This is a genomic window from Halobacillus litoralis, assembly GCF_004101865.1.
GTDB lineage: Bacteria > Bacillota > Bacilli > Bacillales > Halobacillaceae > Halobacillus > Halobacillus litoralis_A.
Genome location: NZ_CP026118.1, coordinates 3,380,853 through 3,406,684, shown reverse-complemented (window position 1 = coordinate 3,406,684; position 25,832 = coordinate 3,380,853). Strand labels below are relative to the sequence as shown.

The window sequence follows — 25,832 nt, the reverse complement described above, 5'->3', positions numbered from 1 at the left end:
GTGAGTTAGATATTAGATATATTTGAACACAGTTGAAAATTATAGCATAAAATGACTAAAGTTAAAACAATTTAAACTGTACAAAAAATTCACTGCTGACATTTTACATATAATTCCACCTCAAGTCACCCAAATATTGGATGACTTGAGGTGGATATTTCTCTCATTTACATTTACTTTCTTTTGTGAGCGCGGCGGTCGGCCGCTTTGCTTCTCTCTTTCGCGATTTTATCATCACGATCTGCTAACTCTTCAGAGAACTCTACATCGATATTTTTATTTTTTTCATTTTTCGGTGTTTGTGGCAGTTTATATTTCTTTTTGCCTTTACCATTATTGTGTTCATCTCTACCCATGAAATTCCCCTCCTTCGTGGTTGAACAAAGATAGTATGCAACGCTTTCGTTTCAATTATTCTCTCCAGCTGTAGGCAACTTAACTAAACTTTCCCCGTATTATTTCATGGAGAAATAATTACAGAAATGGCTTTTTAAGGGGCGTATAAAAAATCCCTACCTTGATTAAGGTAAGGATTTTCGTAGGATTATGACTGATGCACAGTCTTTTGGTCGTATGATTCTTTGCCTCGTGTAATTGAGAAACAAGCTGTAGCAAGGGAGAACAATATAAACACACCGCCCACTGTAGCATTATGAACCACAGAAGCTTGTTCAATGACTATCCCGCCAATGGATGAACCAAAGGCAATTCCGAAATGCAATGCTGAATTGTTCAGACTTTGTTGAATGTCAGATGTTTCAGGAGCTGAGTTGATTAAATAGTTTTGTTGCGCCGGAGTGATCGCCCAACTTAACGCACTCCAAATGATCATCGCAATCAAAAATAAAGGTAAAGAGAAGGTTACATAAGGAATCGAGAAAATAGCAATCGCAAACATAACGATAATCCCGATGATACTCTTTTCCGATCCGAATTTGTCAGATAGAAATCCTCCTACTCCACCACCGAGCACAGCGGCTACTCCGAAGATGAAGTAGACGATGCTTACCCATGTCCCGTCCAAGCCCATTTCAGTCTTTAGGAAAGGGGTTAGATAGGCATATAAAGCGAGATGTCCTGTTAAGAACAGAAATGAAGTGAACTGTGCTGTGAAAATCTTTTTATCCTTCAGTGTACGAAGTTGTTCTTTTACAGATACTACAGGCTTTGGTGCAATATGTCCTAATGTCAAAGCGACTGCTGAAATAGAAAGCAAAGTCAGTATACTGATGAATAAGAACGGTGCCCTCCATCCGAAGGCATTACCAATGGTTAAACCGATCGGCACCCCAAGTACGAGAGATCCACTGATCCCCATAAAAATAGTACCAATCGCCCTACCTCGATATTCGGGTGCTACGATTGCAGAGGCTATTGTAACAGCAAGGACTACAAGTAAGGATCCACTGGCTGCTGTAATGATTCTAGCTGCCATGATGGTGGAGTAATTTGGACTCCAAAAAGCCATGAGGTTTCCTAAGAAGAATACGGTTAGTGTTACTACCATTAGCTTTTTCCGATCGAATTTAGCTGTAGCCGTCAATAAAATCGGTGACGCGATTGCAAAAACCAAGGAAAAAATAGTGATGAGCAACCCTGCTTCTCCAAGGGACACACCAAGATCTTCTGCTACTAAGTCCAAAATCCCACCAATAATCAATTCCACAGTCCCAACTACAAAAGCAACAAGCGCTAACAGATAGACTTTTTTATTCATTGTTTATTATCCTCTCTTTTAGGTTACCACTATAATGGTAACCACTACTCACGAAGAAAACAAGAGGAAAAGTTTACGGTTTTGATCAATCATTGTATATTTGAAAGTAGAATAGTCTGAAGAGAGGTTCTCCATGTTACAAAAATTCGGATTCACTCAATATGAAAGCCAGGTCTTTGAAGTACTTACAGCAAGCAACTCGCCAATGGACGCCACCACAATCGTCAAATATTCGCAAGTACCCAAATCCAAAGTTTATGAAGTTTTGCAGCGTCTTGTAGAAAAAGGTATGATACTCACCTCGTTCAATGACCGGAAGAAACTTTACACTGCCTTACCATTGGAAACAACAATTGAAAAACTGACTTCGGAATTCCAATCCAATGTCGAAGAATTGAAGATTAAAGAATTCAGCCTCCCCGATTCGGATGACCGAGTATGGACCTTACAAAATGATACTTCTATATCCGTGTTGATCAAGGAGTGCATTCAAAAAGCTGACAAACAAATATTAATTACCGGTTGGAGTGATGAGCTGACCCCGCTCCTTCCTCATTTACAAAAAAAACATAAGGAAGGTGTAAATATCGAGCTTTTATCAGTAGGGGACCTTGACACTGGAAATATTCCTTCTCATTTACTATTACCTGATGAGCAGCATGAAGCCTTGGAGCGGCATAAAATAGTGATTGTAGATGAGCAGGAAATTCTTTTTGCAGGGGTGGAAAAAGGGTACTTTCAGGGCATACATACCCTATCCAAACCACTCGTCAAATTCTTTACTGAGTTTTTCTATCATGATGTTGCCCTTACCGAGATCACAAAGAAATATGAATCTGTATTGATAGAGGACGATGAAATCAGAGAGATTTTGATGAAGCTCCGGTATTAGTCGATCACTTTTGCCCGCAAGTCAAAAATAATGACGCCAGTGTCCCAAGTTTCTTACGACAAAAAAGGGCCAGTCACTGGATTTCCCAGTCATACAAAAAGCGGGCCATTTAAATTGAATGGCCCGCTCATTTTATAATTTATATTTTTTCAACAACATATGCTTTCTTTTCACGGTAATACTTTTCCCCAACTTCCGAAGAATGCTCAAAGAATCCAGCAAATGCAGTTACCACCTTATATTCCCGATCAGGATCCGTAAACAATTGCTCTTCGTTATTGGATAGGACGACTACATCAGTTGTAGACACAAAACTATCCAATTCCTTTGCTTTATAATTCTTTCCTATCTCTACTTCACTCAAACGGTGTTGTGTCATTTTCAACTCCACCTTTCTTTTTTCGGTTAAAAGTTTATGATGATTTTTTAAATTGAAGTTTTCCGTTACTAAAGGAAAGGTTGAAGGTCGGGAAAGTACCACTCCCCCAGTTAACCCTGAATTCTACAAACGCCTTGAAATCAAGTTTTCATGTAACCTAACCCTCTATATTAAATGCAGTTCCCAGAATAGAGAAAGATAAAACTTCTCTCTAAGTGAACATGCCGCAAAACCTTTTTGTGAATTTCAATCAATTAAATAAATTTCAAATAGGTAAGAGTCGTCTCCGATAAAGCCGGATAATAAATTCGATAAAGAACTTAGGGAATTTTTTTGGTACATACCGCCTTAGATAAAACGTTTCATATGCTTTTTTCAAGTCACGCCAATGAGGACAATCAAATTCCTGGGTAAAGCGGACAACATCAATGACCTTCACTTGACCAGAAGAAGTCAATAAAATGTTTTTCAAATGGATATCTGACGGATTCAATCCAAGGCTGCAAGCAAATTCCAGTGCCTCATCCACCTTCACGACCATCTTTTCGGTAATAGGTATTCCACTAACGAGACAATCGTAAAATGTAATTCCTTCTACATATTCCATCAACAGAAATCCGTCACCAACTTCATAATAAGCTGGAAAGTAATCATGATTATTTAATTTCTGGTAAACGTGCGCTTCTATTTCTGCCAGGCCCTTGTATTCTGGATAAAAAATCTTTACAGCTTTTTGTGTTTCAAGAATACGGAATACAGCTGCGCTTCTCCCCTGGCCGATGAATTGTAATCCATCAGGGATATAGATTATACAATCCTTGTCAAATTGGACTTCTTCAATCAAGCCTTTCACCTCGAACATAAGGATTCTCCTCTGTGAAAAAGCATTTTATTTCTATAATTATACTAGATTTCTCAAATAAAGAAGTAATTTTTTGCTCAAACTATTTGACACTGATAATCATTATCAATTAATATGATGATAACATATCGAAAGGAGATTAGTTCATGGAAAGTATTTTATTCGTTCTCACCCCATTTCAGTATGAAAAAGGAAACAGGGAATGTTCTTGTTATCAAACCATCCGCTTTCTATATGGAGATTTGTTACACGTAATGGGAGATCCTTTTTATGTGGAAAACTTAGGGTGGTATATCGGGGTTTATAGAAATGATGATTCTCCTTTTTACATGTCCGCCCATTTCATTGACGATTTATATGAAAAAGGTGTGCTATATACAAAAATGGACCTTACCTTAGCTATCAATTTTCACCAATATAAACTGGATCAGTCTTTAGATGATAAAAACAAGCAACATTTCATTTCACATAAAACAAAGCTCGATCAATTCACAGCTTTGCACCCTGAATACACGATTGTGGAAAAAAGGTGATCCTATGGCTGACATTCTTATTGGTTTTGCCAGTATGTCAGGAAATACTGAGGATATCGCAGACTTACTTCATACACATCTCCAGGACGCCCATGAGGTCGTAATGGAGGAAATCGAAGATATTGAGGTTTCTAATTTAAAGGAATTCGACTGTATTCTTATTGGGTCTTACACATGGAATGACGGCGACCTTCCATATGAAGTCGAGGATTTCTATGATGAACTTTCGGAGGTCGATTTATCAGGAGTTCCTGCTGCTGTATTTGGTTCTGGGGATCCCACATACCCTAAATTTTGTGAAGCGGTCCACTTGATCCAACACCAATTGCAAATTTCTGGAGCAAACCTTATCCAAGAAGAGTTGGAGATTGAAATGAACCCTGATGAAGAAAGTGATTTACTGAGATGCAAACAGTTCGCTGAGGGCATTTCTAATTACTTATCTGAAGTGAAAATATAACAAGATCACAAAGTTCATTTTGTAATGCCTAAGCGGACTTTTTTGTATTACCATAGATAACTATTAAAAAAAGAGGCGTGTTCAGCGCCTCTTTTGGTTATCCTCTATTTGCTGCTGTGCTCTTCTAATCAGTTCCTTGACCATACGGCCTCCGATTTGTCCGCCAATTTGACCGGCTTCCCGTGTGGTTAAGTCACCATTATTTCCACGTTTCAAAGGGATGCCCTGTTCCCTGGCCACTTCATACTTAGTGTCCTCTTGATTTGTAGTCGCCATCAGTTCCACTTTAAGTTTGTCCATTCCTTCTCTCGCTTCAGGGATCAGCAGGTTATTTCGCCTTCCCATTACTTTCTCTTCCTTTTAATTTCTTTCCCTTTGTGGGTGACAAGGTTTCCGTTTTTGTCCACTTCATCTATTTTCCCATCAAATGTTCCTTCTGTGAGTGTGTCAGAAACTTGCTCGTGGGTCGTGGCTAACCCCTTGGAAACAAAGTCTTCCTTCTCATAATCCGATGGCTGATAATTGCGGACACCTTGGTCTTTTTTCTTCTTCACATGTATTCCTCCTCAAACTTTTTCTTAGTTTCTGCATCTTCAGATTAAAAATTCTTTGAAACCTTTTCCTAATTTGCTGCTTTGAGAAGAAAGGATAAATATATACGATTTCCTGCACACTATCTATAGGAGGTGTTCATAATGAGTAAGAAAAGCAACTCAGAAAAAAGAAAAGTCGCTCCGACTGTCAATCCCCAGGGGTTGTCTGAGGATATCGCGGATCAACAACCACGATCGCAACTGGAACAAAAAGCAAAAAAAAGCAATGCCAAACGTTAAAAAGCTGACTATAATTTAGTCAGCTTTTTTTATGAATACCACATAATTATTCCTTCAACGACAAGAAGTCTTCAATCATCTTCTTAGACTTGGTTTCATCAAAATTTTGGTAGATCGTTTGAGAAAGCCTCACCGGATCCCCGAAAAAGAATCGTTCATAGAGGGTCTGTCTAGAACCAAACCCACTCATTGTCAAATCCCATGCAAGCCGGAAAAGGGCAACACGATCTTTTCCTTTCACTTCAACTCCTTGCAAGAAATGGTCAAGTTGCTCTCCAATTTCTGTATCGAAATCAGTCTCTTTTGGAATCGTCATCAGTCCACTTGCCCCTAACAGCTGAATGATCTCTGTAAATCTTGGATAAAGTTCCTGAAATTGATTGACAGCTACATATAAGGGTTGTTTGGAAGGGACCATAACACCGTAACCATCTATTTTCGCATCATGTTCTGACATCAATAACAACGCTCTTAATGTCTCTAATCCTTTGACGATTTCAACCACTTTACTTTGCACATGTTGATAGTCGCTAATATTGATTGTATCCACAATACTTTGGGCAATTCCAAGTAAGAATTCCGTTTTCACAATTTGCCTTGACACGATTTGATGCAAAGTAAACGGTACAAACTTTCCTTTCAAGTACATTTGAGTAGCAGCACGGATATTGTCATGGAAAAAAACACGATTCCATGGTACAAGCACCCCGTCAAAAATGACGATCGTATCCATTTCCGCAAAACGGGATGATAATGGATAATCAAAACTCGAGTCTTTAGTAGCAAATGATTCACGACAAACGAATTTCAAACCATCTGTATCTGTTGGAAGGGAAAAACCATATGCATGACAACTTTCTTGAGCACCTGGCGCAGAGAAAACGAGAATCTCATCGGTTATTCCGCCCTGGGTGGCCAATAGCTTTGCACCTTTTATTATTAATCCTTCTTCATTTCGGTCGATAATTCTGGCGTTCGTGACATCTTCTTCTAAAAACGCAAGCTTTGACCGATTGCTTTGCGGATTCACAAATGTATGAGTAAAGGATAAATCTTTTTCCCGTGCGTATTCATAAAAATGAAGTAACCGATCCGGATAACAATTATCTTCTCCATCTAGAACATCGACCGAAGAAGCAAATGAGGCAAGAACGGTGTTCATATAATCCGGGCTTCTTCCCATAAGGCCACCAGAAATACGCGCCCAGTGCTGGATCATGATCCTCCTTTTCTCCAAATCCGCTCTTGTTCTCGGTATTAAGTAAGATACCCCGATATCATTCCCCGTTGTTTCTGAGGCAAAAGTCATTTCATTTTTTATTTTGCTTTCATTCTGCATATCATAAAGCTGGGATTGAGTCCCCACTACACCCTTGAAAGCCGGATGATCAGATATTTTCCCTGTCACCTTTGCTCCATCAAACCAAACCTCTGACTCCATTGCATCAATCCGCTTTTTGTAATCCTCTCCTGTAATCACCGGCATGATATCACTCCCGAGTTTTTACAAACACATAAAATAGGTGATATCATACCATATTAAATTGCTTATAAAGTGTGCCTGAACTATTGATAGCAGAAATAAGGAAGAACGAAGGATTAAGCGTCTCCTACAGCTTTGACAAGCTGAAAAAGGCCCGCCGAAAAGGCGGGCTTACATGGATTAGGATTATTTAATTGCTTCTGAATTGAATTGCTCGTATTCAGTGGAACCTTTCAAAGCAGTGGTAGAAGAAGTCCCACCAGATATGACTTGGGAAACTTCGTCAAAGTAACCAGTGCCCACTTCCCTTTGATGCCTTGTTGCTGAGTAGCCATGTATTTCACTCGCGAATTCTGCTTGCTGTAATTCAGAATAAGCTTCCATACCTCGGTCTTTATACTGCCGAGCAAGTTCGAACATTCCATGGTTCAATGCATGGAATCCTGCCAAAGTAACAAATTGGAATTTGTATCCCATCTCCCCTAATTCATGCTGGAAGTCGGCAATGCTTTGATCGTCCAGTTTCTTCTTCCAATTAAAAGATGGCGAGCAATTGTAAGCAAGTAATTTCCCTGGGAATTTTTCATGGATCGCCTCTGCAAACCTACGCGCTTCCTCTAAATTCGGTTCCGAAGTTTCACACCACACAAGATCGGCATAAGGCGCATAAGCCAATCCGCGTGCAATTGCCTGATCGAGTCCTGGCTTCGTTTTGTAAAATCCTTCAGCCGTCCGCTCCCCTGTAAGGAATTGCTCATCAACCGGGTCCACATCACTTGTGATCAGATTCGCTGCATTGGCATCTGTCCGAGCGATGATTATAGAAGGCACCCCCATGACATCGGCTGCAAATCGGGCAGAAATCAAGTTGCGGACAGCTGTTTGTGTTGGTAAGAGAACCTTCCCTCCGAGATGACCACATTTTTTCTCAGAGGAAAGTTGATCTTCAAAGTGTACAGCTGACGCCCCTGCCTCTATCATCCCTTTCATGAGCTCAAACACATTTAACTGACCACCGAACCCTGCTTCTGCATCTGCTACAATCGGTGCAAACCAATCCATTTTCTGGTCCCCCTCCATGTAGTGGACTTGATCGGCACGCTGTAAAGCTTGATTGATGCGTTTCACTACTTGAGGAACGCTATTCGCCGGATATAAGCTTTGATCCGGGTACATATGTCCGGACAGATTAGCATCTGCCGCTACTTGCCATCCACTTAAGTAGATGGCTTTTAATCCAGCCTTTACCTGCTGCATCGCCTGATTTCCTGTGAGGGCCCCAAGCGCATGAACATAACCTTCTTCATTCATCAGCTTCCACAGTTTTTCTGAGCCTTTTTCAGCTAAAGTATATTGAATATCAATAGATCCTCTCAATCGGATGACATCCTCAGGCTTATAAGGGCGTTTCACTCCATACCAACGACTTTCATCCTGCCATTCATTATACAACTTCTCTATTCGCTCATTTCTCATTAATTAATTCCCCCTTTAAGATAAATAACGATAAGCTTTCAACGTTAAAAACTCTTCAAATTCTTCATTCCTGACCAAATCGTCGAAAAGTTGTGCAGCCTTTTGGTAGGAACCATTTTCAAAATCATCCGCTCCCACTTCCAACTGAATCGCTACCATTTCTTCTTCCATAAGAGCATTATATAACTCAAAAGTGATCATCCGCCCGTCACTCAGTGCACCATGTGGATGACGGGTCCATTGCCATACTTGCGCCCTTGATATTTCTGCCGTTGCTGCATCTTCCATTAAATGGTGAATAGGTACAGCCCCCCGACCATCCAGCCATGATGCAATATACTGGATCCCTACATTTATATTCGTCCTTAAGCCCTGTTCGGTGATTGACCCGTTTGGGGCTTCCATCAATTGTTCCGCGCTAATATAGTCCATCTTACGCTTTTGGTGTATCTGATTGGCTTCCGGCATGTATTTGTTAAATATATCCATAGCAGTTGCTACCATGGCCGGGTGGGCGACCCACGTCCCATCGTGGCCATCTTTCACTTCCCTCTCCTTATCTACCCGTACTTTTTCAAAAGCTGCGGCATTTTTATCTGAATCTTTTTTTACCGGAATCTGAGCTGCCATACCGCCAATGGCATGCGCACCACGTTTATGACATGTTTGGATGGTCAGTAAAGAGTAAGCCCTCATGAATGGCACAGTCATCGTAACGTGTTCTCGATCAGGCAGAAGGATGTCTTCATCATGGCGAAACTTTTTCAAATAGCTGAAAATATAATCCCAGCGGCCGCAATTCAAACCGGCGGAGTGGACTTTCAGCTCATATAAAATTTCTTCCATCTCGAACACTGCTAAAATCGTTTCTAATAACACTGTTGCTTTGATTGTTCCTTGTGAGATATTCAAATATTGCTGGGCAAAAACGAAAACTTCATTCCAAAGTTTCGCTTCTTGATGGTTCTCCAGTTTCGGCAAATAAAAGTATGGACCAGAGCCATTCACAATCAGTTGGTTCGCATTGTGGAAAAAATAAAGCCCAAAATCCACCAGGCTGCCTGACATTGCTTCACCTTCATAAGTAATATGCTTTTCATCTAAATGCCAACCGCGTGGGCGAACTTTCAGGACTGCAGGTTGTTCATTCAACCGATAGATTTTCCCGTACTCATTTTCAAATTGGATGGTCTTTCTGATCGCATCTCCTAAATTGATTTGACCATTGATCGTATTTGACCAGGTCGGTGAATTGGCATCCTCAAAATCTGCCATAAACACTTTAGCTCCTGAATTCAATCCATTGATCACCATTTTCCTGTCTACCGGGCCAGTTATTTCAACGCGCCGATCTTGCAAATCGTCGGGAATCGGAGCAATGGTCCACTCCGCATCTCTGATTTCTTTAGTTTTTATTAAAAAATCCGGTCGCATCCCCTGATTGATTTTTTCCTGTATATCTTTTCTGTGTTCCAGAAGCTGTTTACGCTCATCATTGAATTTTTCATGAAGCCTGATTAAAAATACCAGTGCTTCATCTGTGAGTATCTGATCAAAACCCTTATGAATTTCTCCATGGATTTGTAACCCCGAAAGTTTAGTTTCCATGATCAGCCCCCTTTTTGTTATATAGTAATACCTATATTTTAATTCTGATATATAACAGATAATACAAAATTATTCATCTTTCTTAGAGAGACAGTGATCACATTCCATCATGTAGGTATAAGCGTGACCCTCTACTTCACAGCCACATTGCGGGCAGGGAATACTGACATTTTTAGAGTGTTTTTTCATTTTCATTCCTCCTTTGATATAACAGATTATTAATTGTTTATCTGTTATGGTACAGTTTACTGTGATTCATTTGGAAATGCAACCACTTTTTTGAATTTTTTTATAATTAGGCTTGGAAAGGAAATGAAAGCAGTTATCTCAGAGACGACCGCTTTTATTTATTGTTAAAATCGAACAAACGTTCTTGTGGTGTCAGTTAAGTAATTGTATAATGATATTGACTATAAATATTGAAGGAGTGTTTCTGTGAAATATCAAGCTACGCCTTATTTTACTTTTAATGGTGATGCAAGAGAAGCTCTTGAATATTACAAAGATGTTTTCGGTGGCGAAATCACAGGTGTACAGACCTTTGGAGAAGCTGATTTCGAAACACCACCCGAAATGGACGACCGTATCATGCACGGTCGATTCAAAAAAGAAGAATTGTTAATCATGGTTTCCGATTCTTTCCTGGAGCAACCTGTGCAACAAGGAAGCAACATTTCATTAGTCTTAGAGTTAGAAAACACGGAGGAAATCCAAACTTATTATGATCGTCTAAAAAAAGATGGGACTGTCCTTATGGAACTGCAAGATACATTTTGGGGAGCAACATTCGCTAAAGTGAAAGACAATTTTGGGGTTATATGGGATCTGAATTATACTAAGGAGCAATAATAAAAAGAGCGGCTCCATCTGAGCCGCTCCACATTTATTCCTCTAAATGCACAACACAATTATATAATTCACATTTCCATTTTCCCTCATGAAGGACCACTTCAGACAGTGATGTGTTCTTCATATGTTCTTCATTGATACTTTCCGCATCCAGTTCTCTTAATGTATGGCTTATAAAAGCCCCGTGACTGACTACGATGATATTCATTTTCTCATGCTTTTGAATGATCTCCTCAATGAAGTTTCTGCTTCGCTCCAGTATACTGGATGGATCTTCTATCCCAAGATCCAGTGTTCTCCAGCCTTCTCCCCATCTTTCAATTCTTTCTCTCTCTGTAGTCCCTTCTATTTGACCGCCATCGACCTCAAGTAATCGTGGGTCAACATGTATCTCCAAACCCAGTTGTTCCGCTATGTATTCAGCTGTTTCTTTGGCTCTTTTTAACGGGCTGCTGTACAAAATATCCCAAGAATCACTTTGTAGTCGCTCTGCTAGTTTCCTGGCATCTGCTTTTCCCTCATCGTCCAAAGGAATGTCCGATTTTCCCTGTGCTCTTTTTTCTTTGTTCCATGACGTACTCCCATGCCTGATCCAACCTATTTTAGTCATGTTCATCCCCCCTCTTTCATCATTCTATTATAATATCCGATTTGCTGCACCATCACCTTTAGCCCTGGCCCTGTTTATATTCTCTGTTGAACATTAAGAAGACTTCTCACACCAATAAAAAAGAGACCGCTGATGCCAGCGATCTCCTGATTATTAATCTGAGTCCAAATCCGTGACTGCCCCTTTTGCGGATGACGAGACAAGTCGCGCGTACTTCGCCAACACACCTCTCTTATGTTTCTGTTCTGGCCGCTTCCACTCTTTCCTCCGGCGTTCATATTCTTCTTCAGATACTTCAAAATTAATTTGTTGCGAGTCGCTGTCGATTGTGATCGTATCACCTTCCTGCAACAATCCAATCGGTCCGCCGACAAAAGCTTCTGGTGATACGTGGCCGATTACAAATCCGTGAGATCCTCCGGAAAAACGCCCATCCGTCAAGAGGGCTACTTTTCCACCCAGTCCTTTACCGACAATCATTGCTGTTATGGATAACATTTCCGGCATTCCTGGTCCCCCTTTAGGACCGACATTACGAATGACAAGAACATCTCCTTCTTTGATTTCGTTACTTACAATAGCTTCTGTTGCTTCGTCCTCGCTATCATACACTCTGGCAGGACCTGCAAAACGACTGATTTTCTGACCAGACATTTTTGCAACCGCACCTTCTGGAGCAAGGTTCCCTTTCAAAACCACTAAAGGCCCTTTCGGTTTGATTGGTTCATCAAAAGGAACAATCACTTTTTGTCCCTCTTTCAAGGAAGGGACTTCAGCCAAGTTTTCTGCAATGGTTTTACCTGTTACTGTCAAACAGTCCCCATGCAGCAAGCCTTGTTCATGAAGCAGTTTCATAACTGCTGGCACGCCTCCGCTCTCGTAAAGATCCTGCATGACATACTTACCACTTGGCTTCATGTCTGCAATATGCGGCACTTCTTGCCTGACTCGTTCAAAATCATCCAAATCCAAATCCACTCCTGCAGAGTGAGCAATAGCTAATAAGTGGAGGAATGCGTTTGTAGATCCTCCTAAGGCCATTACAACAGTAATTGCATTTTCAAACGCTTCTTTCGTCATGATATCTCGAGGGTAAATTTCTTTTTCCAGGAGCTCGATCACAAGTTCTCCTGCTTGTTTACATTCAGACTCTTTATAATCATTTACAGCAGGGGTCGAAGAAGATCCGGGAATACTCATTCCAAGAGCCTCTACTGCAGAAGCCATCGTGTTAGCTGTGTACATACCACCACAAGCTCCAGCTCCCGGACAGGCGTGACATTCAACTTTATGAAGTTCTTCATCATTAATTTGCCCTTCATGGTATTGACCGACAGCTTCGAATGAAGAAACGATGTCGATATCTTCACCGTTCAGTTTACCAGGTTGAATCGTACCACCATATACATAAACAGATGGGATATTCATTCGACCGATAGAAATCAGACACCCTGGAGTTGTCTTGTCACATCCTCCAATGGCTACCACTCCATCCAGACGCTCAGCGTTCGTTACAGTCTCAATAGAATCAGCGATCACTTCACGACTTGGCAAGGAGTAAAACATCCCCTCATGTCCCATAGCGATTCCGTCTGCTACTGTAATCGTATTGAATATCATCGGTGCACCACCATTTTCACTTGCACCGCTCTTCGCTTCACGAGCTAACCGATCGATATGTACGTTACAAGGGGTTACCTCACTCCAAGTGCTGGCTATCCCAATCATCGGTTTTTTGAAGTCTTCGTCTGTAAATCCGACAGCTCTCAACATCGAGCGGTTCGGGACTCGATTAACGCCTTCACTGATGACTTTACTTTTTATTCTCAAATCCTTCTTTGTTTCCTTCATCCCTTACACCCCTTAATCATTTAATGCTTGGTCTTTATTGATTTTTCATTCATGAAAACAACTTACCATGATGATACTAACAAGGAGAGGGCTTGGCAATGACTTTTCTGAAAATAACGAACTTTCCATACATTTTAAGCGCTTTCATTTACTGAAAAAAAAGAAAAAAAGGCTTACTCAATGAGCAAAGCCTTTTTATATAGGGAACCAAACTACATATCTGTCGGTTTGAATGTTTTACAATCTGTTTCTTCACTATGACTCGCTTGTTTCCCTTTATGACTGACTACAAAGATTTCATCAGCACCACAAGAGCGGCCTTCATGATTATATACACAGTTACGTACTTCACATCGGACATCAAGTGCCATTCTCAAACACCTCCCTATATGGCTATAGTTTCTGTCGCAGAGAAAGGGAATATTCTTAGTATTTTTCCCCTTCCCACAGCCACACCAAATTCCTACGCATTGACTAGGAGAATTTATGATAAAATGTATAGCGTGATTACTGAATCCTCGGTGAACTTTTTGTCTAAGCCATCATAAAATGTTTTTAGATAAAGTATGGTCTATAATTACTTAAACGTGGCAAATAAGGTTCAGAGGAAAACAACTTAAAATAGGACTGGTGTTTATGGATAAGAAACAAAAGATTTATAATAAATTATTAGACCTTGTCAAAAAGGAAAATGTGAAAGTCGACGAAGTGTTAAAGGATCATTTGTATACGAAGCTCGGTGGGAAGGCAGATTTCTTCATCACCCCTACTTCATATAAAGAGATACAAAATGTGGTCAAACTTTCAAATGAAGATGACATTCCTTTTACTTTACTGGGAAATGGATCGAATTTAATTATCAAGGATGGCGGAATTCGTGGAATCGTCATTAACTTGAAACACTTAGATGATATTTCTTCAGATGGAAATACAATAGTGGCTCAAAGTGGCGCTCGAATCATTGATACTTCTCGCTATGCTTTAAAAAAACATTTATCTGGATTGGAATTTGCTTGCGGTATACCAGGTACCGTCGGTGGTGCTTTGTACATGAATGCAGGAGCTTATGGTGGGGAAATCAAGGATGTACTCGATTATGCTTATGTTGTAGATAAGCAAGGGAATTTAGTGAAACGTCTCGCTTCAGATTTTGAACTGGACTACCGAACCAGCAATATTCCTGATAATGGGGATATCGTTCTGGAAGCGACTTTCAACCTCAAACCGACCTCCTATGATGAAATCAAAGCCGTCATGGATGATTTAACCTTCAAGCGTGAGTCAAAGCAGCCTCTGGAATATCCATCTTGCGGGAGTGTCTTCAAAAGACCGCCGGGGTACTTTGCTGGCAAACTCATTCAAGATAGTGAACTCCAAGGAACCAATATCGGTGGAGCAGAAGTTTCCAAGAAACATGCCGGCTTCATTGTAAATAAAGATAATGCTTCAACGACAGATTACATTTCTTTGATCGAACATGTTCAGAAGACCGTTAAAGAGAAATTCGGGGTCGTTTTAGAACGCGAGGTCCGTATCATTGGAGAAGATAAGGAATAAAACTAAGAGCCTGCGCTTTCTTCACAGCGCAGGCTCTTTAAAAAGATATATTAAACAAACGTGCAGGATATTGGAAGGCCGATTTCGATCCTTTCATTTAGATTATAGAGCTACAGGGACCAACCTTATCCTGTTCTATTCCCCAGACACACGGGTCACAAGCAGAACATCAAACGGATGAAAGAAGAGCCCGTTGATGTTCTCCTTTTTAAAAAGGACGGTTCCGTCAGCGGAACCGTCCTTCATGATTTTTTTACGACATCCATTTCGGTGGAGTATTCTTTTCCCAATAGATGTCACCAATATTATGGTGCTTAACAAATCCATCTGTCTTTAAATGGTAATGAAAATTGAACCAATAACCTTCTCCTGGCCGCTTATCACGTCTTACATGAAACCTTGCTATTTCTTCATTGGTATGATGGTTGTACAAATTGAAGATTTTCTCACCATATCCAGGTGTAGCTTCTTCCGTGATTTCATAGTACGGAACCTCTTCTTCACCAGCTGAAGACAGGATTTCTGTAACGACTTCCTCGATTTTAGGTAAAATTTCGGCAGTCATATCCTCATCGACTTTTTCAATGATACGCGGCCCCATTTTAGTAACCGTTTGGCTTTTCGCCTGTTCTGTTATATTTTCAATGAACGCTTCGGAAGAAAAAACTTCTTCTAGGGACGGTGAAACAATATCGATATTCTCTTCAGTAAACTGATCTTTTGATGATTCATTCACATGATTGTTATCTGTCAGTTCTTTCTTTTCTGCTGCATCTGCATCTAATAATGTTGGTGGTACATACATGCCTAAGGTGATGGCTGATATAAGTACAACACATATCTTCCTTAACAACGGATTCATATAGAGTATCTCCCTTATATGTATTCATTTATGATTGTATCATGTTCTCTATGTTTGTCTATAAGGAAAAAGAAACCGTTTCCAGGTATTGCCCAGCAATAATACACAATTGTGCGTCCCCCAACCATTACAAGAAAAAAGGAAATAAAAAGGACCTCAGGTCATCCATTTTCTGGATGACCTGAGGTCCTTTTTATTGGTAAAGTCCTAAAAAAACACATAAAAAAACCACCAATGTATGTATTGGTGGAGACGGTGGGAGTCGAACCCACGTCCGGAGATATCGGCACTCGGGCTTCTACGAGCGTAGTCGATATATTATATTTCGCTACCTCTTCGACCTATCGACAGGCTTCCGAAGCGCTAGCCTGATTAGTCTCTTCGTTTTTCCTCAGGCGGTGGAAAAACGCGTAGCCCACTTTAGTTTGAGACCCTTCATCTAGCACATGGGCGATACCAGGAAGGATCAGCTATAGTCTACTTACGCAGCTACAGCTAGGTTTTCGTTAGATTCGCCAGTTATTATAGGCAAATGACGTTTTACGAGACGTCGCTCGACTCGCGACCCGAGCTCGACCTATCCCCGTCGAATCCGTAACGTCCCCGTTAGGATTAAAGGGATAACAGTCAAACTGTTTATCCATATCGTTTTTAACGACAACTATTATTATAGCACAAATATATCTTTTTTCAAGACCTTACTACCTTAAACTGTCTTTGATGGCACGATCAATTTCACGTTTTTGCTGCTTTTGCTTAAGATCCTCACGTTTATCATATTTCTTCTTCCCTTTACCAAGTCCAATTAAAACCTTGGCGACCCCATTTTTTATATATACTTTCAAGGGAACGAGGGAGTAACCCTTTTGCTGTGTCTGACCGATCAATTGATTGATTTGTTTGCGATGCAGCAGCAGTTTCCTTGCTCGTGTCGGTTCATGGTTAAAGATATTCCCTTGTTCATAAGGTGAAATGTGCATGTTATGCAAATACACTTCTCCTTTATTGATTCGCGCAAAGCTGTCCTTCAGATTAATACGACCGTTCCGGATCGATTTGATTTCTGTTCCTTGCAGAACAATACCTGCTTCGAATGTTTCTTCAATGGTAAAATCATGTCTTGCTTTTTTATTTTGAGCTATCGCTTTTCCATTTCCTCTTGGCATGACGGTTTCCTCCTCTGGTGCGTACCCTTTATTTTATCAAAAGTCCCCATTGTTTCCAATTCAAAAAGGGTCTGCCACTCTAATTTGTCTGAATAGACTTTATCCATTGCGTTGTGAGAATATTATCTTGCAGATGATAAGTAAAGGAGCCATATTTTATGGAACGAATATTGAATGTAAAACCTTTGACAATGGATGACCTGCCTGCGCTTGAAGCAATGGATACAGGGATAGGTGATGATTATGTAGTCCGTATTTTTGATCGGCTAATAGAATCAGACAGCCATGAACTTTTCGGGCTTTTTCAAGATGAACAAATGTTAGCCGTCGGTGGCTACAGTTTATTCGGCCAAAAAAAATTGGCCATGCTGGGAAGGTTGAGAAGTGACCTTCGTTTTCAATTGAAAGGAAACGCTACAGAATTATTAAGATCTGTAGTGGACCAATTAAAAAGTGATGATCGAGTAAGTTGGATTGGGGCAAATACACATTTAGGAAATCTTCCAGCAAGACGTGTTCTTGATAAACTGGGAATTCAACAAGGTCCTGTCCTTCACTATTTGACGTTGGTTCGCCCAGATTTGTTGACAGGCCACACCTCAGGGCCTGTATGGGACATTGTCCAAGATGTGGACAAGAAAAGAGACCTATTATCGGAATTGGAGGACAACGCTCTAAAAGTGTTCCCATATGAATGTTACTACCCTCTCCCGTATGAGGAAGCTCTTTTAACAGATGAGTATCTGAACGATGCTACTTTTTATCAAAACCCCACAGGAACTCGATTTGTCATAATTAAAAATGACACAAAAAAATATCATTACTCTCATGTGAAATATTTTTGGAACGACCACTATAAGCAGGCAGGGTTTTTCGAGACTCTTATAGACCATTGGAAAAACAACCATGATAACATTGGATGCTGGATCGACTTCTCTGATGAAGGATTCAGAAACATTCAAGACCTTACTCCTTATAATGTCCAGGAACCATGGATCCTTTATGGCATGTGGAAAGATACCAACAGCCAATAAATGTTCCCCTATGAAGTTGCTTAGCCAGATAGCTGGAAGGAGAGGGGCCAATCGTTTCATTACTCTGACATAAATGAATGGTTAGGAAAGGGAAACTATCGTGTCTGTCTAATACGCCCATCAAAATGAGAAGCGATTTGTGACCACTAATCTGTATGAGCTATATAACAAGTAACTTAAATACAAAATAAATTCAGTCTTATACCACAAGTGTTGTCTCTTATTCAAAGTCCAGGGATTCTCATCAATGTATAACCCTGACTGGTTTGGGCCAATGGGAAACGCGCGAGGATGCTCGCGCGTTTTTCATCACTATTTCTTCTTTTTACTACCCTTTTTGGCAACACCTTTATTTCTGTAAAAAGGTTTATTGCCTTTTTGCTTTTTCTTCTTATCTTTCTTCCGTTCCGGGGCTTTCGATTTAATTTGTTTTGGACGCTCGGGACGTTTTCTTTCTTTTCTAGGCTTCATCCCATCAATTTCGAAATCGACCACGCGTTCATCCAAATTGACATTGGTCACACGAATGGTGACTTCATCACCAATTCGGAAAATGTTGCCGGTACGTTCACCGATCATTGCGAACTCTTTTTCCCGGAAAGAATAATAATCATCGGTAAGGGTGCTTACATGCACCAATCCCTCAACAGTGTTCGGGAGTTCAACAAACATTCCGAAACTTGTAACTGAACTGATTACTCCTTCGAATTCTTCCCCGATTTTGTCTTGCATGAATTCCGCTTTCTTCAAGTCATCGGTTTCCCGCTCTGCATCAACTGCAGCTCTTTCCATCTCTGAAGAGTGCCGAGCGATTTCAGGCATTTGATCCTTCCAATGCTTCCGTGTTTTATAATCAAGTTTTTCTTCAACCAGATACGTACGGATTAAGCGATGGACGGTAAGATCCGGGTAACGTCTGATCGGGGACGTAAAGTGAGTATAAAAATCGGTCGCTAAACCGAAGTGACCAAGCCCCTGAGGATCGTATTTCGCTTGTTGCATAGACCGAAGCATCAGTTTAGAGATGATCATTTCCTCTTGGGAACCTTTTACTTCTTCCAATACTTTTTGTAATGCTTGCGGGTGGATATTATCGGCAGTTCCTTTGACCGCATAGCCCATATTCGCTACGAATTCAAAGAAGTTTTGTAATTTTTCTTCATCAGGGTCCTGGTGAATACGGTGGATAAACGGCACATCCATCCAATGGAAATGTTCAGCGACCGTTTCGTTTGCAGCCAGCATGAATTCTTCGATAAGGCGCTCTGCCACTGAACGTTCACGAAGTTTAACATCTACGGCCTTGCCTTCTTCATCCACAATGACACCCGCTTCTTTGAAGTCAAAATCGATAGCGCCGCGTCCCATTCGCTTTCCGCGCAATGTACTGGCAAGACCCTCCATCTCACGGAACATCGGGACAAGATCTTCGTATTTCTTAATTAAATCCGGGTCCTCATCTTCTAAAATACTGTTCACATCTTTATATGTCATCCGTTCATTCGTCTTGATAACACTTTGGAAGATCTCATGTCCTACGACCTCACCACTACTGTCAATTTCCATTTCACAAGAAAGGGTAAGCCGATCCACCTGTGGATTCAAAGAACAAATACCGTTAGATAAACGGTGTGGAATCATCGGGATCACTCTGTCGACCAAGTAAACACTAGTGGCGCGTTCACGTGCTTCTTTATCTATCGACGACCCTTCATCGACATAATAAGTAACATCCGCAATATGGACACCAAGCTTATAATTTCCATTATCAAGCTTTTTGACCATGACGGCATCATCTAAGTCTTTGGCATCCGCACCATCGATAGTGACGATAGTTTCGTCACGCAGATCGCGGCGGTTCTTAATTTCATCTTCACTAATTTCATCAGGCGTATCCCCAGCCTGCTCCAAAACTTCTTCCGGAAAATCAACTTGGATTCCATGCTTATAGATGATAGAGATGATATCTATACCCGGGTCGTTCTTATGTCCGAGAATTTCTACAATTTCCCCTTCTGCACTCATACGGTCTTCAGGGAATTTTGTAATATTGACAATCACTTTATGACCGTCAGCTGCTCCATTGGTCTGCCCTTTAGGAATGAATATGTCCTTTGGAATCCTTTTATCATCTGCAATGACAAAGCCGAAATTACGACTTGATTCATAAGTACCCACGACTCTGGTAGTCGCCCTTTCAAGAATTCGGATAACTGTACCTTCCGGGCGCGTGCCATCCTCTTTTCGTTTTTCAATACGGACAAGAACCTTGTCATTATTCATAGATGAATTCAAATCGGAATGATGAATGTAAACATCATCTTTATCTTCTTCATCAGGAATAAGAAAGGCGAACCCTTTCGCATGCATTTGGATACGTCCACGGATCAAATTCATTTTTTCAGGAAGACCGAAGCGGTTCTTGCGTGTTCTTACAAGTTCCCCTTCCTCTTCCAACTCATTAAGTGCCTTCATAAGATTCTTGAAGTCATCAGTATCATTAAATTCCAATGCTTCTTCAAGTTCTTGTACGGATAGTGGTTTTGATGCATTTTCCTTAAAAAACTTCAGTGTTTGCTGCTTTAATTCTGTACTCAATTGTCTTACCTCCTTTTAAATGAAGGACAAGACTCTGAAATCATGACCAGTCGAGGGATTCAAGGAATTCAAGTATGTCTTCATGCAATTGTTCTTTTTCCTTATCCATTGTGATCACGTGTCCAGAGTTTTTGTACCATTTAATATCTTTTTGATTTGTTTCTACTTGCTCATAAATATAGTTTGCACTTTCAGTGTTTATCATTTCATCTTGTTCTGCTTGAACGACGAATGTCGGTGTATAGATTTGATCTATATCATCATGGACTTCATTAATCAATCCACCCAGCTGTTTGAACATTTCTTCTGATTCGCCGAGCAGCTCTTTCACTTCTTGATCAATGTTTTCTTTGGGTTTGCCTTCTAATTGCTTATACTGGCGAGCTTTAAATTCAAAACCTTTGGTCAGCTGTTCTTCATTATCAAAGAACACCGGGGCGCACATCGTCACCAGCCCTTTAACTGGTTCAGAGTAAGCCAATTTCAAACCAAGCACTCCTCCGAGTGATAAGCCAGCTATAGCGATTTTCTCATAGCCTAATTCACGCAGATGATTCAAGGCTTGTTTAACATCTGCCCACCAATCTTCAGGTCTCGCTTCAATCAAAGCTTCAAGTTCTTTCCCATGACCTGCATAAATGGGAGCATGCGAGGTGTACCCATGCTTCTGTAAGAAACGTCCGAGCATACGGACATCAGCGGAATGTCCTGTGAATCCATGTAATAATAATACCGCACGTTCGCCTTCCTCAAACGTAAAAGGCTGAGGTTGTTTAATCTTCATCTCATTCTCTCCTTACTTCATCTATTTCCTTATCTCTATATTTTCATTCTTATCCACAATGTTTTCTATTTTACCAAATTAAAGATTCGTTTACACATTTTGTGTCCGACTCCCTTATAATTCCCTTTATTGAAATAGAAAAACCGCGCTCTTTTCGAGCGCGGTCGTTTCATAAAGCAGTTATCAACCTAAAATATAAGCCGTCAAAAAGGCTAAAACGAAGAACAAGACGCCTGTTACAATCGTTGCTTTATGCAAAACAGCGTCAATCCCACGTGCTTTTTGTTTTCCGAACAATTGCTCCGCTCCACCAGAAATCGCTCCTGAAAGACCGGCACTTTTACCAGATTGTAATAAAACAAGTACAATCATAGCAATTGTATCGATGGTCAATAAAGTAATTGCAAGTGTTTCCATGATGTGCCAACACCTCCTAAAGACGTACAAATAACTAGTTTAAATGTAGCATAAAACCAATGGGTCAGCAAGCTTATTTCTGTAGCTTCCGCCCTCTCACAAACGACCGATCGGCAGAGGTGAGATCCTTCTATGATAGTCCATGAAAGTTTTTGATTACTTTTGATTGTTTATGGTTGATTTTTGTAAGGGCTTTCCTTTACTATAGAGATAGTGAAACAAGCAAGGAGATGTTTAGTATTGCTGACACCTGACCGCCATCAACTGATATTAGAAACAGTCAAAAACGATCATACAGCAAAAATCAAGCGTTTGGTAGAAGTTACTGGTGCATCAGAATCAACGATCCGTCGCGATTTGGATCAACTGGAGAAACAAGGGTTGTTACTTCGTGTACATGGTGGAGCCTCATTAAGAAGGTCAGCAAGTGCTGAACCGACGATGGGAGAAAAAATCACTAAATTCCATCGCGAAAAGCAACTCATAGCGAAATTCGCTGCATCGCTTGTCCAAGATGGTGATTGTATTTTCATTGATGCTGGTTCCACAACATTTGAAATGATTCCTTATTTGAAACAAAAAGATATTGTCGTAGTTACAAATGGTTTGAGCCATTTGGATGCACTTAGTGAACATAATATAAAAACGTATGTGATCGGTGGCCAAGTAAAACATCGTACTGGAGCCGTTGTTGGCGCAGGTGCTTTACAAAGCCTACAGCAATACCGATTCGACCAATGCTTCATGGGAGCAAACGGGGTTACATTGGCGGATGGTTTCACTACACCTGACCCAGAGGAAGCAGCCATCAAACAAACTACAGTCCACTTATCCCGAAAACGATATATCCTCATCGATCATTCCAAATTCAATGAAGTCTCCTTCACAAAATTTTTGGATTTACCAGAAGCTGAAATAGTTACGGATTATAAGGGAAACTTACTAGAGGATTATACTCATAAAACGAATATAAAGGTTGTGACAACATGATTTACACATGCACCTTGAATCCTTCCATCGACTACATCATGAACGTGGAAGAATTTGAAGCAGGTGGTCTGAATAGATCTAATCAAACGTTTTACTACCCTGGCGGCAAAGGAATCAATGTCTCTCGCGTGATGGCCCGTTTAGAGGTAACAACGGAAGCGCTAGGTTATATCGGTGGTTTCACAGGAGCATTCATTAAAGAATCCTTGGAGAAAGAATCTGTGTCTCATGGGTTTATAGACACTTCACAGAATACAAGGGTGAACGTCAAGTTAAAGAGTGATGAGGAGACAGAGATCAATGGGCCTGGGCCTGAAATTTCTGCAAAACTTCAGGAAGAACTTCTCATGAAGATCAGAACGTTTACAGAGAAAGATACACTCGTGTTAGCTGGGAGCGTCCCTTCCTCTCTACCAAATGATTTTTATGTGACTATGACTGAAATTTGTGCCAAAAATAAAATAAAAGTAGTCGCGGACACTTCTGGGAAAGCTCTGGAACAACTGATCGGTCATCCCCTTTACTTACTGAAACCCAATCATCACGAGCTTGGGGAATTATTCGGAGTTACAGTCGACTCTAAAGAAAAAGCAGCGGAATACGGTCAAAAACTCATCGATAAAAACGTTGAACATGTCATAGTCTCAATGGGAGGCGAAGGCGCTGTATATATAAACAAGGATCAGAAATTATTTGCCAACGTTCCACAAGGTAAAGTGAGGAATTCTGTCGGCGCCGGCGATTCGGTTGTAGCTGGTTTTCTATCAGCAATGGCGAAAGAAGAGACTACGGAGGGTGCATTCCGTTATGGAGTAGCCTCAGGGAGTGCTACAGCTTTCCAAGATGATCTATGCCAACAGGAAGATGTACAGGCACTGCTCGAGCAAATCAGCATATCTGAAATAAAATAAATGGGAGTGAACCAATATGAAAATCACTGATTTATTGACAAAAGATACGATTTTGTTAAATATGACAGCCGCTTCAAAACCTGAAGCAATTGATGAATTGGTCGGAAAATTAGATGCAGCCGGTAAACTTAATGACCGCGATGCTTTTAAAAAGGCCATTGAAGACCGCGAGCAACAGAGCACTACAGGAATTGGTGACGAGATTGCCATCCCCCATGCGAAGACATCAGCGGTTAAAGATCCTGCCATCGTTTTTGGACGTTCGACAGATGGATTGGATTATGAATCATTAGATGGGCAGCCGACAAAACTGTTCTTCATGATCGCAGCGTCAGAGGGAGCTAACAATACTCACTTGGAGACGTTATCCCGATTATCTTCCTTTTTGATGGATAACAATTTCCGCGCTCAGTTGGAAGCTGCTAAAACTGAAGCAGACGTGATTGAAGCCATCAATGCCAAAGAAGCAGAGGAAGATAACGAAGAAGACTCTTCCGAACAAACTGCAGGGAAAATACTTGCAGTCACCGCCTGCCCGACAGGAATCGCCCACACGTATATGGCAGCAGATAAATTAAAAGCGACAGCAAAAGAAATGGGCGTTAATATCAAAGTTCAAACGAATGGCTCTAGCGGAGTAAAAAACCGTCTTACCCAAGATGACATTGCTGAAGCTGATGCCATTATCGTTGCCGCTGATACGAAAGTCGATATGGAAGGATTCAATGGAAAACCTGTCATTGAAGTTCCAGTAGCAAAAGCCATTCACGAACCTGAAGAATTAATCAATAAAGCAGTAAACAAAGACGCTCCGATTTATCAAGGTGGAGGAAGCAACCAGGATTCATCTGAGGAAAAAGGTCAACGTACCGGTTTTTATAAACACTTGATGAATGGTGTATCAAACATGCTCCCATTTGTCGTCGGTGGCGGAATTTTAATTGCCATTTCCTTCTTCTGGGGAATCAATTCTGCAGATCCGTCAAATGAAGAGTACAACCGCTTCGCCGAAATGCTCAATATCATTGGCGGCGGCAATGCTTTCTTCCTGCTTGTTCCTGTACTGGCTGGTTTCATTGCATCTAGTATTGCAGACCGGCCCGGTTTTGCACCAGGTATGGTCGGTGGTTTGATCGCCGTTACCCAAACCGTTGAAGGTGCCGGGAATGGCTCTGGTTTCTTAGGCGGTTTGATTGCAGGTTTCCTAGCTGGTTATTTGACATTATTGGTGAAAAAGTTACTGGAAGGCCTTCCAGCTGTAATGGATGGTTTGAAAACCGTGTTACTTTATCCTGTCCTTGCGATTTTCGGAACAGGTATGATTATGTTACTCATAAACCCTGCTTTGACAAGCGTCTACACATGGCTGTTCGATCTCCTTGATCGTATGAGCGGTTCAAATTTGGCCCTGCTCGGATTAATTGTAGGTGGAATGATGGCGGTAGATATGGGAGGGCCTGTAAATAAAGCAGCCTACACATTCGGTATCGCAGCTTTAGATGCCGGAAACTATACGTTCATAGCTGCTGCAATGGCAGGCGGTATGGTCCCACCACTTGCTATGGGACTTGCAACGACATTCTTCAAAAACAAATTCACTGATCAAGAACGCGAAACAGGAAAGGCAGCCTATCCACTTGGTGCATTCTTCATAACCGAAGGTGCGATTCCATTTGCCGCTGCAGACCCTGCACGAGTAATCCCATCCATGGTCGCAGGAAGCGCATTGACCGGAATGTTGACGATGTTGTTCGGAATAGGTTTACGCGCCCCACATGGCGGTATCATCGTCGCCCCGCTTGTTGAAGGTGGTCTAATGCAAATCGCACTTTACCTTGTGGCAATAATTGCCGGTTCGATTCTTTCTGCAATTATTGTAGGATTCTTGAAAAAAGACCTCCGAAAGGCTTAAAATAGTAAAGTTAGGGTAACTCATATACAATACGAATTTTTAGGAGGA

General features: G+C 41.0%; 27 protein-coding genes and 1 other RNA gene. 10 read left to right on the top strand and 18 right to left on the bottom strand.

Features of this window, described 5'->3' with window-relative positions; translation table 11 throughout:
• Positions 1 to 173: 173 nt before the first annotated feature.
• Together HLI_RS16810 and HLI_RS16805 are read right to left on the bottom strand one after the other, a co-directional pair.
• Entirely contained in the window at positions 174 to 356 is a 183-nt protein-coding gene (locus tag HLI_RS16810) for a YfhD family protein (RefSeq protein ID WP_128526071.1), read from the bottom strand.
• A 188-nt stretch (positions 357 to 544) separates the two neighbouring features.
• Positions 545 to 1,717, bottom strand: coding sequence for an MFS transporter (locus HLI_RS16805; RefSeq protein ID WP_128526070.1), 1,173 nt, complete (start codon positions 1,715 to 1,717; stop codon positions 545 to 547).
• Between the two features lie 133 nt (positions 1,718 to 1,850).
• On the opposite strand from HLI_RS16805, the gene HLI_RS16800 reads away from it, so the two are divergent.
• Positions 1,851 to 2,609 carry a TrmB family transcriptional regulator gene (locus HLI_RS16800; RefSeq protein ID WP_128526069.1) on the top strand — a complete coding sequence of 253 codons (759 nt, stop codon included), beginning with the start codon at positions 1,851 to 1,853 and terminating at the stop codon, positions 2,607 to 2,609.
• A 139-nt stretch (positions 2,610 to 2,748) separates the two neighbouring features.
• On the opposite strand, the gene HLI_RS16795 is transcribed toward HLI_RS16800, so the two are convergent.
• Together HLI_RS16795 and HLI_RS16790 are read right to left on the bottom strand one after the other, a co-directional pair.
• Positions 2,749 to 2,988, bottom strand: coding sequence for a hypothetical protein (locus HLI_RS16795; RefSeq protein WP_128526068.1), 240 nt, complete (start codon positions 2,986 to 2,988; stop codon positions 2,749 to 2,751).
• 265 nt (positions 2,989 to 3,253) lie between these two features.
• Complete coding sequence (locus tag HLI_RS16790) at positions 3,254 to 3,850, bottom strand: serine/threonine protein kinase (protein WP_128526067.1); 597 nt, start codon at positions 3,848 to 3,850, stop codon at positions 3,254 to 3,256.
• A gap of 146 nt (positions 3,851 to 3,996) precedes the next feature.
• Here HLI_RS16790 and HLI_RS16785 point away from each other — a divergent pair, with 146 nt between their 5' ends.
• Positions 3,997 to 4,383, top strand: a complete 387-nt coding sequence (locus tag HLI_RS16785) for a hypothetical protein (RefSeq protein ID WP_128526066.1) — start codon at positions 3,997 to 3,999, stop codon at positions 4,381 to 4,383.
• 4 nt (positions 4,384 to 4,387) lie between these two features.
• Complete coding sequence (locus tag HLI_RS16780) at positions 4,388 to 4,843, top strand: flavodoxin (protein ID WP_128526065.1); 456 nt, start codon at positions 4,388 to 4,390, stop codon at positions 4,841 to 4,843.
• 81 nt (positions 4,844 to 4,924) lie between these two features.
• Here HLI_RS16780 and HLI_RS16775 read toward each other — a convergent pair whose 3' ends face one another.
• Both HLI_RS16775 and HLI_RS16770 read right to left on the bottom strand, forming a co-directional pair.
• On the bottom strand, positions 4,925 to 5,188 hold the full coding sequence (locus tag HLI_RS16775; protein WP_128526064.1) for an alpha/beta-type small acid-soluble spore protein: 264 nt from the start codon (positions 5,186 to 5,188) through the stop codon (positions 4,925 to 4,927).
• Positions 5,188 to 5,397, bottom strand: a complete 210-nt coding sequence (locus HLI_RS16770; protein ID WP_128526063.1) for a YozQ family protein — start codon at positions 5,395 to 5,397, stop codon at positions 5,188 to 5,190. Before HLI_RS16770 ends, HLI_RS16775 begins: the two co-directional genes overlap by 1 nt.
• Before the next feature lie 141 nt (positions 5,398 to 5,538).
• Here HLI_RS16770 and HLI_RS21775 point away from each other — a divergent pair, with 141 nt between their 5' ends.
• On the top strand, positions 5,539 to 5,676 hold the full coding sequence (locus tag HLI_RS21775) for a hypothetical protein (protein ID WP_164908594.1): 138 nt from the start codon (positions 5,539 to 5,541) through the stop codon (positions 5,674 to 5,676).
• Between the two features lie 46 nt (positions 5,677 to 5,722).
• Here HLI_RS21775 and hpaB read toward each other — a convergent pair whose 3' ends face one another.
• The 3 genes from hpaB to aceB form a co-directional block, all read right to left on the bottom strand.
• A complete protein-coding gene (hpaB, locus tag HLI_RS16765; RefSeq protein ID WP_128526062.1) occupies positions 5,723 to 7,162 on the bottom strand; it encodes a 4-hydroxyphenylacetate 3-monooxygenase, oxygenase component in 1,440 nt (479 codons plus the stop codon).
• Positions 7,163 to 7,345: 183 nt separating this feature from the next.
• On the bottom strand, positions 7,346 to 8,635 hold the full coding sequence (gene aceA, locus HLI_RS16760; RefSeq protein WP_128526061.1) for an isocitrate lyase: 1,290 nt from the start codon (positions 8,633 to 8,635) through the stop codon (positions 7,346 to 7,348).
• Between the two features lie 15 nt (positions 8,636 to 8,650).
• Entirely contained in the window at positions 8,651 to 10,243 is a 1,593-nt protein-coding gene (gene aceB / locus HLI_RS16755; RefSeq protein ID WP_128526060.1) for a malate synthase A, read from the bottom strand.
• 435 nt (positions 10,244 to 10,678) lie between these two features.
• Here aceB and HLI_RS16750 point away from each other — a divergent pair, with 435 nt between their 5' ends.
• Entirely contained in the window at positions 10,679 to 11,092 is a 414-nt protein-coding gene (locus tag HLI_RS16750; RefSeq protein ID WP_128526059.1) for a VOC family protein, read from the top strand.
• A 34-nt stretch (positions 11,093 to 11,126) separates the two neighbouring features.
• Here the strand turns inward: HLI_RS16750 and HLI_RS16745 are convergent, their stop codons facing one another.
• The 3 genes from HLI_RS16745 to HLI_RS16735 all read right to left on the bottom strand — a co-directional run bounded on the left by HLI_RS16745 (position 11,127) and on the right by HLI_RS16735 (position 13,924).
• Positions 11,127 to 11,702 carry a histidine phosphatase family protein gene (locus HLI_RS16745; RefSeq protein WP_128526058.1) on the bottom strand — a complete coding sequence of 192 codons (576 nt, stop codon included), beginning with the start codon at positions 11,700 to 11,702 and terminating at the stop codon, positions 11,127 to 11,129.
• Between the two features lie 153 nt (positions 11,703 to 11,855).
• Positions 11,856 to 13,553 (bottom strand): dihydroxy-acid dehydratase, encoded by a 1,698-nt coding sequence (gene ilvD, locus HLI_RS16740; RefSeq protein ID WP_128526057.1) that lies wholly within the window; start codon positions 13,551 to 13,553, stop codon positions 11,856 to 11,858.
• Positions 13,554 to 13,765: 212 nt separating this feature from the next.
• Entirely contained in the window at positions 13,766 to 13,924 is a 159-nt protein-coding gene (locus HLI_RS16735; protein WP_128526056.1) for a DUF1540 domain-containing protein, read from the bottom strand.
• 265 nt (positions 13,925 to 14,189) lie between these two features.
• Between HLI_RS16735 and murB the strand changes: the two genes are divergently transcribed.
• A complete protein-coding gene (murB, locus tag HLI_RS16730; protein ID WP_128526055.1) occupies positions 14,190 to 15,110 on the top strand; it encodes a UDP-N-acetylmuramate dehydrogenase in 921 nt (306 codons plus the stop codon).
• 253 nt (positions 15,111 to 15,363) lie between these two features.
• Here murB and HLI_RS16725 read toward each other — a convergent pair whose 3' ends face one another.
• The 3 genes from HLI_RS16725 to smpB all read right to left on the bottom strand — a co-directional run bounded on the left by HLI_RS16725 (position 15,364) and on the right by smpB (position 17,138).
• Positions 15,364 to 15,972, bottom strand: coding sequence for a YpjP family protein (locus HLI_RS16725; protein ID WP_128526054.1), 609 nt, complete (start codon positions 15,970 to 15,972; stop codon positions 15,364 to 15,366).
• Between the two features lie 244 nt (positions 15,973 to 16,216).
• Positions 16,217 to 16,577: a transfer-messenger RNA gene (gene ssrA / locus HLI_RS16720) on the bottom strand.
• Between the two features lie 96 nt (positions 16,578 to 16,673).
• Positions 16,674 to 17,138 (bottom strand): SsrA-binding protein SmpB, encoded by a 465-nt coding sequence (smpB, locus tag HLI_RS16715; protein WP_128526053.1) that lies wholly within the window; start codon positions 17,136 to 17,138, stop codon positions 16,674 to 16,676.
• A 158-nt stretch (positions 17,139 to 17,296) separates the two neighbouring features.
• On the opposite strand from smpB, the gene HLI_RS16710 reads away from it, so the two are divergent.
• Complete coding sequence (locus HLI_RS16710) at positions 17,297 to 18,172, top strand: GNAT family N-acetyltransferase (RefSeq protein ID WP_128526052.1); 876 nt, start codon at positions 17,297 to 17,299, stop codon at positions 18,170 to 18,172.
• 312 nt (positions 18,173 to 18,484) lie between these two features.
• Here HLI_RS16710 and rnr read toward each other — a convergent pair whose 3' ends face one another.
• From rnr to secG, 3 genes are all read right to left on the bottom strand, one after another.
• Positions 18,485 to 20,770 (bottom strand): ribonuclease R, encoded by a 2,286-nt coding sequence (gene rnr / locus HLI_RS16705; RefSeq protein WP_128526051.1) that lies wholly within the window; start codon positions 20,768 to 20,770, stop codon positions 18,485 to 18,487.
• A gap of 40 nt (positions 20,771 to 20,810) precedes the next feature.
• Entirely contained in the window at positions 20,811 to 21,554 is a 744-nt protein-coding gene (locus HLI_RS16700; protein ID WP_128526050.1) for an alpha/beta hydrolase, read from the bottom strand.
• A gap of 183 nt (positions 21,555 to 21,737) precedes the next feature.
• Positions 21,738 to 21,971, bottom strand: coding sequence for a preprotein translocase subunit SecG (gene secG, locus HLI_RS16695; protein ID WP_128526049.1), 234 nt, complete (start codon positions 21,969 to 21,971; stop codon positions 21,738 to 21,740).
• Between the two features lie 240 nt (positions 21,972 to 22,211).
• On the opposite strand from secG, the gene HLI_RS16690 reads away from it, so the two are divergent.
• The 3 genes from HLI_RS16690 to HLI_RS16680 are packed head-to-tail and all read left to right on the top strand — an operon-like array spanning position 22,212 to position 25,784.
• A complete protein-coding gene (locus HLI_RS16690; RefSeq protein WP_128526048.1) occupies positions 22,212 to 22,961 on the top strand; it encodes a DeoR/GlpR family DNA-binding transcription regulator in 750 nt (249 codons plus the stop codon).
• Positions 22,958 to 23,872: a 1-phosphofructokinase gene (gene pfkB, locus HLI_RS16685; protein ID WP_128526047.1), complete on the top strand. Its 915-nt coding sequence runs from the start codon at positions 22,958 to 22,960 to the stop codon at positions 23,870 to 23,872. The genes HLI_RS16690 and pfkB overlap by 4 nt, the downstream gene beginning before the upstream one ends.
• A 16-nt stretch (positions 23,873 to 23,888) precedes the next feature.
• Positions 23,889 to 25,784 (top strand): PTS fructose transporter subunit IIABC, encoded by a 1,896-nt coding sequence (locus tag HLI_RS16680; RefSeq protein WP_128526046.1) that lies wholly within the window; start codon positions 23,889 to 23,891, stop codon positions 25,782 to 25,784.
• Positions 25,785 to 25,832 lie beyond the last annotated feature (48 nt).